General features: G+C 33.0%; 10 protein-coding genes and 1 pseudogene. 9 read left to right on the top strand and 2 right to left on the bottom strand.

Annotated elements, in window-relative coordinates; translation table 11 throughout:
- The 9 genes and pseudogenes from PHI38_RS03360 to PHI38_RS03320 form a co-directional block, all read left to right on the top strand.
- Positions 1–425 (top strand): annotated as a pseudogene (locus tag PHI38_RS03360) (UDP-2,3-diacylglucosamine hydrolase); the annotation flags it as partial.
- 3 nt (positions 426–428) lie between these two features.
- Positions 429–1,370, top strand: coding sequence for a chemotaxis protein (locus PHI38_RS03355; RefSeq protein ID WP_299852844.1), 942 nt, complete (start codon positions 429–431; stop codon positions 1,368–1,370).
- Between the two features lie 11 nt (positions 1,371–1,381).
- Positions 1,382–3,784, top strand: a complete 2,403-nt coding sequence (locus PHI38_RS03350; RefSeq protein WP_299852842.1) for a chemotaxis protein CheW — start codon at positions 1,382–1,384, stop codon at positions 3,782–3,784.
- The gene (locus tag PHI38_RS03345; protein ID WP_299852840.1) at positions 3,781–4,272 is read left to right on the top strand and encodes a chemotaxis protein CheW; all 492 of its coding nucleotides are present in this window, start codon (positions 3,781–3,783) and stop codon (positions 4,270–4,272) included. The genes PHI38_RS03350 and PHI38_RS03345 overlap by 4 nt, the downstream gene beginning before the upstream one ends.
- Before the next feature lie 9 nt (positions 4,273–4,281).
- Positions 4,282–5,403, top strand: coding sequence for an MlaE family lipid ABC transporter permease subunit (locus PHI38_RS03340; RefSeq protein WP_299852837.1), 1,122 nt, complete (start codon positions 4,282–4,284; stop codon positions 5,401–5,403).
- Complete coding sequence (locus PHI38_RS03335; protein ID WP_299852835.1) at positions 5,403–6,143, top strand: ABC transporter ATP-binding protein; 741 nt, start codon at positions 5,403–5,405, stop codon at positions 6,141–6,143. Before PHI38_RS03340 ends, PHI38_RS03335 begins: the two co-directional genes overlap by 1 nt.
- A 5-nt stretch (positions 6,144–6,148) precedes the next feature.
- Positions 6,149–7,111 (top strand): MlaD family protein, encoded by a 963-nt coding sequence (locus tag PHI38_RS03330; RefSeq protein ID WP_299852833.1) that lies wholly within the window; start codon positions 6,149–6,151, stop codon positions 7,109–7,111.
- Between the two features lies 1 nt (position 7,112).
- A complete protein-coding gene (locus PHI38_RS03325; RefSeq protein ID WP_299852831.1) occupies positions 7,113–7,709 on the top strand; it encodes an ABC-type transport auxiliary lipoprotein family protein in 597 nt (198 codons plus the stop codon).
- The gene (locus PHI38_RS03320; protein WP_299852829.1) at positions 7,706–8,992 is read left to right on the top strand and encodes an aminopeptidase P N-terminal domain-containing protein; all 1,287 of its coding nucleotides are present in this window, start codon (positions 7,706–7,708) and stop codon (positions 8,990–8,992) included. The genes PHI38_RS03325 and PHI38_RS03320 overlap by 4 nt, the downstream gene beginning before the upstream one ends.
- Positions 8,993–9,012: 20 nt before the next feature.
- Here the strand turns inward: PHI38_RS03320 and PHI38_RS03315 are convergent, their stop codons facing one another.
- Both PHI38_RS03315 and PHI38_RS03310 read right to left on the bottom strand, forming a co-directional pair.
- Positions 9,013–10,104: a hypothetical protein gene (locus PHI38_RS03315; protein WP_299852827.1), complete on the bottom strand. Its 1,092-nt coding sequence runs from the start codon at positions 10,102–10,104 to the stop codon at positions 9,013–9,015.
- A gap of 2 nt (positions 10,105–10,106) precedes the next feature.
- A complete protein-coding gene (locus tag PHI38_RS03310) occupies positions 10,107–11,573 on the bottom strand; it encodes an MBOAT family protein (protein ID WP_299852825.1) in 1,467 nt (488 codons plus the stop codon).
- Positions 11,574–11,638 lie beyond the last annotated feature (65 nt).

Genomic DNA, 11,638 nt, shown 5'->3' with positions numbered 1-11,638 from the left:
CTCAACCACTTACATGCAGATACAAAGATAAGAAAATTATTCTTGCTCATGGCGATATAGAGGGAGCACCTTTGTATAAAGTTTATACAAAAATAATTAGAAATCACTATGTACTGCTTATACTTAGAGCTCTTGATACCCTTTTGAATAATGGTATCTTAAAGCGTTTAGATAGATATTTAAGCCAAAAAGATGATTGTAGAGAGTTTATCGGTCTGAAAAGTTTTATGACAAAAAGACTCTCAAACAAATATAGTTGTGATTATTTTGTTGAGGGACATTTTCACCAAAACAAGATGATAAATATGAGAGATTTTATATATATTAACCTTGGGGCTTTTGCTTGCAATCAAAGATACTTTATAGTAAAATCGACAGATAATATAGAGTTAGTCGAAGAGAAAATTTTCTCAAAAGGGATATAACGTATGAATATAGAGAGTTCATTAAAAGTTGGCTCAAACGAGATGGAACTTGTAGATTTTCGCATCTTCAAACAAGAAGATGATAAAGTCTATGAGGGAATTTATGGCATAAACGTCTCAAAAGTTCGCGAAATAATAAAGCTACCACAATTAACAGAACTTCCAGGTACACCAGAGTTTATTGAGGGTATATTTGATTTAAGAAGTGTTGTTATTCCTGTTGTAAATCTTGCAAAGTGGATGAAGATAAAACAACCTGAACAAATGGAAAAAAATTCAAGAGTTATTATTACTGAATTTAACAATATGCTTATTGGTTTTATAGTTCATGAGGCAAAGAGAATTAGACGTATCAGTTGGGCAGATATAGAACCTGCATCTTTTATGAGCAATAGCTCATCAATTGAGGGCAGTAAAATAACTGGAGTAACAAGGATAGAAGGTGAGAACGTTCTTCTTATACTAGACTTAGAGAGCGTCGTTCAAGATCTTGGTCTTTATGAACCAGATACAAAATTCAATACTACTGAGATAGAGAAATTCTCAGGACTAGCACTTGTCTTAGATGATAGCTCAACTGCTAGAAAAATAGTAAAAGAGGCTCTTGTAAATATGGGCTTTAATGTACTCGAAGCAATGGACGGCGAAGAGGGTCTTGAGAAGTTAGAAGAACTATATGAACTATATGGAGATAAGATAGCAAAAAACTTAAAGATTATAGTTTCAGATGTTGAAATGCCTAGAATGGATGGATTTCACTTCGCTGCAAATGTTAAAGAAGATGGGCGCTTTATTGGCATACCTATAATATTTAACTCTTCAATTAGTGGACATTTTAGTGAAGATAGAGGTGTTGAAGCTGGCGGGGAAGCTTATTTGGTTAAGTTTAAAGCAAGTGCATTTTACAATGAAGTGGCGCGAATAGTTCGTGCACATATGAAGTAGGGAGTATAAACATGGATGAATTTCAAGAGATATTACAAGATTTTTTGGTTGAATCTTTCGAGCTTATAGAACAACTAGATCAAGATTTAGTTGAATTAGAAACAAGACCAGATGACTTAGAGCTTTTAAATAGAATATTTCGTGTAGCGCATACAGTAAAGGGAGCTTCTTCATTTTTAAACTTTGATGTTTTGACTCACTTGACGCACCACATGGAAGACGTACTAAACAAAGCGAGACATGGGGACCTTGTTCTTAACCCAGCTATCATGGATGTTATCTTAGAGTCTATTGATTTGATGAAAGCTCTGCTGCATACTATTCGCGATACAAGCGCAGATGCCGGTATAGATGTATCTGCTTGTGTAGCAAGACTAGATAAATGTGCTAAAGGAGATACTGATATAGAAGTCCCAGAGACTACTGTATCTGCTCAAAACAAAACCCAAGAGCCTCAAGAAGAAGAGGTTGCAACAGATGATAGTGATGAGCCAGACTATGACAGTATGGATGCTGATGAGTTAGAAGCTGAAATAGAGAGACTCTTAAAGCAAAGACAAGAAGAAGATAAAATAAAAAGAGAGCAAAAAGCTACTAACGGCACAGCGGATGAAGCTGAGTCTAATGCAGATAGCGATGCTGAGGAGTATGTACCTGTTGCAAAAACTCCAGTTGTTGTTACACCAGCTAGAAAACCTGCATCATTTGGTGAAGATTCAGACTCAAGTGATGATGCAAGAGCAGCGTCTCCAGCAAAAAAACAGTCTAATGTTGAGCAGACTATCCGTGTTGATGTTAAACGACTTGACCACTTGATGAACCTTATAGGAGAACTTGTTCTTGCTAAAAACAGACTTATCAAAATCAATGATGATGTTGAAGAGCGATATGAGGGTGAGAGCTTCTTAGAAGAGCTAAACCAAGTTGTATCAATCGTCTCAATCGTTACAACCGACTTACAAATCGCAGTTATGAAGACAAGAATGCTCCCAATTGGTAAAGTATTTAACAAATTTCCTAGAATGATACGTGATTTAAGTAGAGAACTTAACAAAAAAATTGAGCTTGAGATATTTGGTGAAGATACAGAACTAGATAAATCAATCGTTGAAGAGATAGGCGATCCTCTTGTTCACATCATCAGAAACTCATGTGATCATGGTATTGAAATACCTCAAATACGCCTTGAACAAGGTAAGAGTGAAACAGGTACTATTAAGTTAAAAGCTTACAACGAAGGCAATCAAATCGTTATTCAAATTGATGATGATGGAAAAGGTCTTGATGTAGATATGCTAAAGAGAAAGTCTTTAGAAAAAGGTGTTATCACAGAAAAAGAAGCTGATACTATGAGTGATAAAGAGGCCTTTGCTCTTATATTTAAGCCAGGTTTCTCAACAGCAGCTAATGTTACAAACGTCTCAGGACGTGGCGTTGGTATGGACGTTGTTAAAACAAATATCGAAAAAGTAAATGGAATCATAGATATAGATAGTGAGCTAGGTGTTGGAACTTCTATGAAGTTAAAGATACCTCTTACTCTAGCTATTATTCAAGCACTACTTGTTGGTGTTCAAGAGGAGCACTACGCTATCCCTCTTGCCTCAGTTTTAGAGACTGTTAGAATATCTAAAGATGAAGTTTACACGGTTGAGGGACGCTCTGTTATGAGACTGCGTGAAGATGTCCTCTCTCTTGTACATATTGGTGATATCTTTGAAGTTGAGCGCGTTTTAGATTCAAGTGAGTACGCTTACGTTGTTGTGCTTGGTCTTGGTGCAAGTAAACTTGGGCTTATTGTTGATACTCTAGTTGGACAAGAGGAGATAGTTATAAAATCTCTTGGAGAGTTCTTAAAAGGCATAGAGGGCATCGCAGGAGCTACAATCAGAGGCGATGGTGGTGTAACGCTTATTGTTGATGTTGTAGCAATTATGGATATGGCAAAGCATGTTAAAACAAGTGCTATAGTTGATAGTACTTCAGATGCTGCAATGCTTACGCGCGAAAAAACAAAAGCAAGTGATTATACAATCATGATAGTTGATGACTCTAAAACTGATAGAACCATTATGAGAAAAGCTCTTGAACCTCTTGGTGTAACGCTAGTTGAAGCTGGTGATGGTCAAGAAGCTCTTAGCATCTTAAAGCAGGGTGATCATAGTTTTGATGCTATGCTTGTAGATATTGAGATGCCTAGAATGGATGGATACACACTAGCAACTGAGATTAAAAAATATAACCGATACAAAAACCTACCTCTAATTGCCGTAACGTCTCGTACTGGCAAGTCTGATAGGATGCGCGGTGTTGAGTCTGGAATGGTTGAGTATATTACAAAACCTTACTCTGGTGATTATCTGATGAGCGTAGTTCAAAGAAACATTAATTTTAGATCGGAGTTTTTAAAATGAGCGATAAATTAAAACAGATTATTAAAAAACAGAGTCAAAAAGAGAGTGGACAAGAGAATGTTGATGATGTTGTTCAATTGGTTGGTTTTATAATTGGAGATGAAGAGTATGCTGTTCCAATCTTATCTATTCAAGAGATTATCAAACCATTTCCATGGACACGAGTACCACAAGTTCCAAAGTATGTTATTGGTGTTTTTAATATGCGTGGCGCTGTTATTCCTCTTATAGACTTACGTATGAAGTTTGGACTTAGCCCTAAAAAGCATAATGAAGAGACAAGATTTATCGTTATGCGAGATGGTGATGATGTTGCTGGATTTGTAATTGATAGACTTACAATGGCAATAAGAATTAAAAAATCAAACATAGGGCCAGCGCCTGATACGGCAAGCGGTGATGATACTATGATAGATGGCGTTGGAAAGAGAGAAGATAGAATCATAACTATATTAAAGGTTAAAAAACTTCTACTAAGAGATTTTTAATTTTTCCACATGAATTACTCCTCTTTTAAAACTACTTATAGTGATGATGGGCTCTCTTTAAAATTTAAAGGAGAGCTGACCCTCTACAATCTTATGAAATACAAAAAAGAGACAGATAAAATAGAGTCTCAAAAAGAAAAAACTGCACTCATTAACCTTCTTGAATTATCGTTTTTGGATAGTGCTGGCTCTATATTTTTAAATAATCTACAAAAAGAACTTGAGCTCAAAGGCTACATGGTAGATATAGTATGTGAAGATAAAGATACTCTTGATATGCTAGAGTTAATTAGAGTTCATAAATCAACAACTCAGAAAATAACAAAAAAGAAAAAAAGAAATCCAGTCGAAAAAATAGGTGAAAAAAGCTATAAAACATACCTTGGAGCTATCTCTTTTATGGCGTTTTTAGGTGAGCTCTTTACTCATAAATTTCGCTACCTTATCTCTTATAAAAATATTCGCTTCAAAGAGATAGCTTTTGAGATGAATGAGTGCGCAGTTAAAGCTTTTAGCATAGTTGCACTTACTAGCTTTTTGATTGGTGTGGTTGTCGCATACCAGTCTGCGTATCAGCTAAAACTCTACGGTGCAAATATTTTTATAGTGGACATGCTTGGACTCTCAATTCTAAGAGAGCTATCTCCTTTGATTACTGCTATAGTAATCGCTGGAAGAAGTGGCTCAGCTTTTACGGCTCAAATTGGGGCGATGAAGATAACTCAAGAGCTTGATGCAATGCAGACCATGGGATTTGACCCATATAGGTTTTTAGTTGTCCCAAAGATAGTAGCACTCATGATTACAATGCCACTTCTTATCTTTGTCTCAGATATCATGGCGCTCCTTGGTGGAATGCTTGTCGCAAATATTGATTTAAACATAACAGTCGATATGTTTTTGGATAGATTTAATGACGTTATAAACATAAAACACTTCATAGTTGGTATTATAAAAGGACCGTTTTTTGCATTTTTAATTGCCACCATAGCAATCTATCAAGGGTTGCTTGTTAAAGATGATACGCAAAGCATAGGCTTAAACACAACAAAGAGCGTTGTAGAGTCGATTTTTGCTGTAATCATATGTGATGCTATCTTCTCTATAGCTTTTACAAACTTGGGGATATAATGAATATGGTTATTAAACTAAGAAATGTAAGAACTGCTTTTGGCGAAAAGGTAGTCCATGAGAGTGTAGATTTGAGTGTGCCAGAGGGAAGCATATATGGCATACTTGGCCCTAGTGGAAGTGGTAAAACAACGCTACTTAGAGAGATGGTTATGCTGCAAAAATTTCATGGTGGCGATATTGATGTGCTTGGACATAATTTAAAAAATATCAGATATAAAGAAGCTATGGAGCTTAGACGTGGATGGGGAGTTCTGTTTCAATATGGAGCACTCTTTTCATCGCTAAATCTAAGAGATAACATTGCACTCCCACTTGTTGAGTACACTGATCTCTCAGAAGCTATGATTGATGAAATTGTTGCTTTTAAGATAAATATAGTTGGGTTAAAACCTGAAGATGCTTATCTATTTCCATCACAAATTAGTGGTGGAATGAAAAAAAAAGCAGGTCTTGCGCGAGCATTAGCCATGGACCCAAAGCTTCTGTTTTTGGATGAGCCAACAAGCGGACTTGATCCGATATCAGCTAGAGAGTTTGACTCATTGATACTTAAACTAAGAGACTTGCTTGGGCTTACTATCGTTATGGTCTCACATGATTTACGTTCAGTTTATGATACACTAGATTATGTCGCCATAATAGATAATAAAAAAGTGGTGTATGAGGGTAATTTAGATAATATATTTAGTGTTGAAAATAAGTTTATAGAGACTTTTTTTAGCGGTACTAAGAGGTAGGGATTGTGAACAATAAAGTAAATTATAGTTTAATTGGTTTTTTGATGCTCTTTGCAACAATTTTAATGCTTGGCTTTGGGTATTGGCTACTTAAACCATCTAAAAATATTGAGATGAAGACATATGCCATCCATTTTGAAGAGTCAGTTCTTGGCTTAAATCTTGATGCTCCTGTAAAATTTAGAGGTATAAGTGTAGGTAAAGTAACTAACCTTAGTATCAATCCAAATAACTCTGAAGAGGTAATAGTTTTAGTAAGCGTACTAAACTCAACGCCTATAAAATCATCAACCATGGCTCAACTTACGTCTCAAGGCATAACAGGGCTTAGTTACATAAACCTAAGTTTTGGAGATGATAGCGCACCTCTTTTAGAAAAAGAAGATGGACAAGAGTATCCTGTTATAAAGACTATCCCATCTCTTTTGATAAAACTTGAAAATACACTTGGTGATATTACCCTAAACCTATCAGACACGCTTCACCGTCTTAGTAGCGTATTAAAAGAAGAGAATCAAAATGAGATTACACTTCTTTTAAAAAACAGTGATATCTTTATCTCAAAACTAAACAAGATTTTAGATGATGAGACAATTGAGAATTTTCAAGGAACTATGAGAAATTTAAATAGCGCTTCTAAAAAGCTAGATGAAACCTTTCCACGTATAGAGAAGCTTGTAAATAATAGTATAGTTTGGGAAGAGAATATCTCAAAATCATTTAACTCTATTTCAAATAGTTATTTAGGAATTAAAAGTTCGATGGATACATTTAAGATCGCAGTTGAGAGTGGAGATTTTAATATCAAAGAGATTACAAATGATATCTTACCAACTCTAAATAATACACTCATAGAGATGCAAAATCTTATAATAAAAATGGAAGATACTCTAAGAGATCACGAGAGAAGCCCAGCAGATATGCTTTTTATGCAAGAGAGAATTAAAAAAGGACCAGGGGAGAAGTAATATGAAGATACTTTTAACACTTATAACAGTTTTTTTATTTGTTGGTTGTACAACAATGAAGCCTCATGTAACTGAGTTTAGAGTTATAACTAAAGATACTCACATAAAGAGCATCTCTAAAGGTTGCAAAGAGAACTCTTTAAAAATATCTCAAGCGTTTAGCTCAGCGTCTTTACTCTCTTTAAATATGGATTATACAGAATCGGATAATCAAATCTTTTCTTATTCACAAGCACAGTGGCAAGAGTCGCCAAATAGCTTTATAACATCAGCGCTATATAAGAGCATAAGAGATTCTGCACTATTTAAGAGTGTTCACTCTTTTAAGTCAAGAGTAAAGAGCGACTTTGTTTTGGAGATAGATGTTGAGGAGTTTATGCAGTTTTATACAAAAGATATGAGTAGTTCTTATGTTAATGTAATCATTAGCCTCTCTCTTGTTGATGCAAAAACAAACACTGTTGTAAAAGCAAATAAATTTAGCTCTAAAATTGATACCAAAACTCAAGATGCAGATGGTGGGGTAGAAGCTCTAAGCCTAGCCCTTGATGAAATAATTTCAAAAAATATAGAGTGGCTTGAGGGAGAGTGTAAGTGATAAAAGAGAATGAATATAAAAAAAGAAGAGATTCTCTCTCAAAGAGTTTTTTAAAAAACTCTATCGCGGTTATATTTAGTGCACCAGAAGCTACACGTTCTAACGATACACACCATCCATACCGCCAAGATAGCAACTTCTACTATCTAAGTGGCTTTAAAGAGGACAATGCCGCACTTATGTTTATAAAAACAAAAGAGAGTGTAAAAACACTCTTATTTGTTCAAAAAAAAGATAAGACACTAGAGTTATGGAATGGAAAAAGATTAGGCACAAAAGAGGCAAAAAAAAGATTTTTAGTAGATGAAGTCTATGAGATAGATGAGTTTAAAGAGATTTTTAAAGCCTCGATAGAAGATAAAAAAAATATCTATTTTGAGATAAATTCAAAAAAGCGTGCTGTAAAAAAGATTTTAAAAAGTACAAAACTCTTTAAAGAAAAACTTGACATTATCCCACTTATACAAAAAATGAGACTTGTTAAATCAGCTGCTGAGATAAAACTTATAAAAAAATCAATTGCGATTACAGCAAAAGCACATCATAGAGTTATGAGTATGAACAAAGAGGGTAAATATGAGTATCATCTTCAAGCAGAGATAGAGCATGAGTTTAAGAACAATGCAGCTTACAGTGATGCATATACTTCTATAGTTGCATGTGGCAATAGCGCTAACACTTTGCACTATATAAAAAATAACAAGCCTTTAGTCGATGGAGAGCTTATCTTGATAGATGCTGGGTGTGAGCATAATTACTATGCAAGTGATATAACAAGAACAATTCCTGTAAATGGTAAATTTAGTGAGGCACAAAAAGAGCTATATAACTTGGTTTTAGATACTCAATTAAAAGTTATTAGTATGATAAAACCACAAGTTTTAAGAAGTACACTTCAAGAAAAGGCAGAAAAGCTACTAACTAAGGGAATGATAAAACTTGCAATACTAAAAGGTAGTGTGAAAAAAGCGATAAAAGAGAAGAAACATAAAAAGTATTACCCACATGGAATAGGGCACTGGATGGGAATAGACGTTCATGACCCAGCACCATATAGAGATAAAAAGAATAAAGAGATAGCGCTAAAAGAGGGAATGGTTTTAACAATTGAACCAGGTCTATATATAGATAAAGATGATAAAAGCGTACCAAAGAAGTTTCGAGGAATAGGCATCAGAATCGAAGATGATATCTTAGTAACAAAAGATGGATATGAAAATCTATCAGCATCTATCGCTAAGAGTATAGAAGAAGTAGAGGCTATATCTGCTAAGTTTTTTTAAATAAAAATATAAAGGATTACTTAACGTTTTATATCAGTACTTTGGAAAATTTTTTTAGCAACAACTTCATGACTATGCATACCATCAAAAAAATCTTTATTTGTAAATCCATATTTATGAGGATTATATGAGCCTATTACTGTTATGTTTTGCTGTTTAGCAAAATTAATTAAATATTTCTCTGCTATATCTATATACTGATACTTAATTTCTTTCATCAACAAATCATATGTTATTGGATTATATGGTGATAAAAAGAAAACTATATCAATATTCTTTAGTTGTAAATATTTTATAAATTCTTCAAATATTACTACATTACTTAAAGTATCAAATTTGTTCAAAGAGTATACTTGCCCTTTTGTGTATGAAATTGCAGCTTGTTTTACTTCTTCATAATCTGAGTTTCTTATTTTATATGGATAATGAATTGATCCATCAGTTTCTTTTATTGAATCATCTATTTCAGTTGTTTTTACTACATAGAAGGTTGAGCCTTTATTTTTTAATAATAATTTAAAAAATTTAATACTTTCAACTGTATAATCGTAATTTATCAACTGCTTCCATTTATCTATATTAATAGTATTTTGTTTATTTGATTGCTTATTATTAGTTATTTTATTTAATTCATAATGATAATATTTATTCAAAGTTTGCCATCTATTTTGATAATTATTTTTATTGAAAATCCAAGGATCTATTCCCATTATTATAGTATTAGGTAAATAATTATGAATAGATTCATATGCTCCAATTATCGCTATATAATCTTCTAAACTTGCACCACTTACTGAATGATTAAAAAAATATGTTTCTTCTTTTAAAAAAAATCGTTTTCTTAACTCCATACTTCTTGATGAGCCAATAACTATTGCATCATTTTTAACTTTTAAATTTTTTATAATTAGTTCTTGAAATAATCTTTCATCATAATTTTTTAATCCAGCTATCATATTTCCATTTGTTAAAGTTTTAGCTGCATTGGATAAATAATTAGAGTTTTCAAATAACCCTAATCTGTCAATTTTATAATTAAAGATGCTGATGCTAAGTATAATGAAAATAATAACTCCCGATGAATATTTCAGCCATTTTAAATTTTTTTTCATGATTAAAACCTAAAATATAAAAACTCAGAATAACCACTAAGTTTATAAAATGAAATTGTAAAAGCTATAATAAAAATACAACTATTTTTAATAGAAGGCATAAAAGTTTCTTTTTTTTCCATTGAATTTTTAAACAATAAGATTAAATAAAATCCAAAAATAATCCAAATAGCCGTCCAATTTGAACCATTAATATTCGTAGTCCATTTGTCAAACTCAATTCCATATTGATTTAAAAAGGCTAGTTTGTTTTCTAGCTTTTCAGGCAATATTACATAAGTTAAACTAAACATAGAGGATAACACCTTAATTGCGTCTTGCCACTCCTTAGCTCTAAAAAATACCCAAGCGATATTTATAAAGTTAAAAGTTAAAAACCACGCAAACCATCTCCACATCTTAAACCCTAATTTGCTCCAGGCTCTATAAATAACCAAAGCCACTCCATGCAAAAGTCCCCAAAAGATAAATGTCCATCCAGCTCCATGCCAAAGTCCACCTATGATGAAAGTAGCCATGAGGTTAGAATAGGTTCTGAATTCTCCTTTTTTATTTCCTCCAAGTGGTATATAAACATACTCACGTAAAAATCTACTAAGAGTTATATGCCATCTTCTCCAAAAATCTTGTATATTTACAGCTTTGTATGGTGAGTTGAAGTTTATAGGTAGTTTTATATTAAATAGCAGTGCAGCACCTATCGCCATGTCTGTATAACCACTAAAGTCAAAGTAGAGTTGAAATGTATAGCTAAGACTTGTTGCCCATGCTTCAAAAAGATTTAGTGTTGTAGCAGTATCAAACCCAGCTGTAGCCCAGACTGCAAATGTATCAGCGATGACCACTTTTTTAAATAATCCTATGGAGAATATAAAAACCCCTAAAGTTATATTTTTATAGTTCTTTAGTGCATTCCACTTATTTGCAAACTGTGGCATCATTTCTTTGTGATGAACTATGGGACCAGCTATTAGTTGAGGAAAAAAAGTTACAAAAAGTGCATAGTTCAAAAAGTCATATTCTTTGGTCTCTGCTCTATAACTATCTACTAAATAAGCGATTTGTTGAAATGTAAAAAAACTAATCGCAAGAGGTAAAAATAAATCCATCAGTGGTATTTCTGAGCCACTTAAAAGATTTAAATTTTCTATAAAAAAATCAGCATATTTAAAATATCCAAGCAAAAATAAATTTGCAGCAATTCCAAAGATTAAAATAGATTTTTTAGAAAAACTTTTTTTGCGTTCATGAGTATCTTTGTTGAGACTATTTCCAATGCTATAGTTGAACAACATGCTCGACAAAATTAGAGGAAGATAAGCAACATTCCACCAAGAATAAAAAAACAGAGAACTAAAGACTAAAAAACCTTTAGATGCGACAGTTAATCTTTTGCTATTGAGATAAAAATAGATAAAAAATGTAATTGGTAGAAAAGCAAAGATAAATTCGTAGGAGTTAAATAACAAATACTATCCTTACATTCCGATATACAAAAGTTTTTAAAGAAGACATTTTATTATTAAAATACTTA

It is taken from the genome of Sulfurimonas sp., assembly GCF_028694895.1.
GTDB lineage: Bacteria > Campylobacterota > Campylobacteria > Campylobacterales > Sulfurimonadaceae > Sulfurimonas.
The sequence above is the reverse complement of the archived record's forward strand: the minus strand, read 5'-3'. Positions and strand labels throughout refer to the sequence as shown.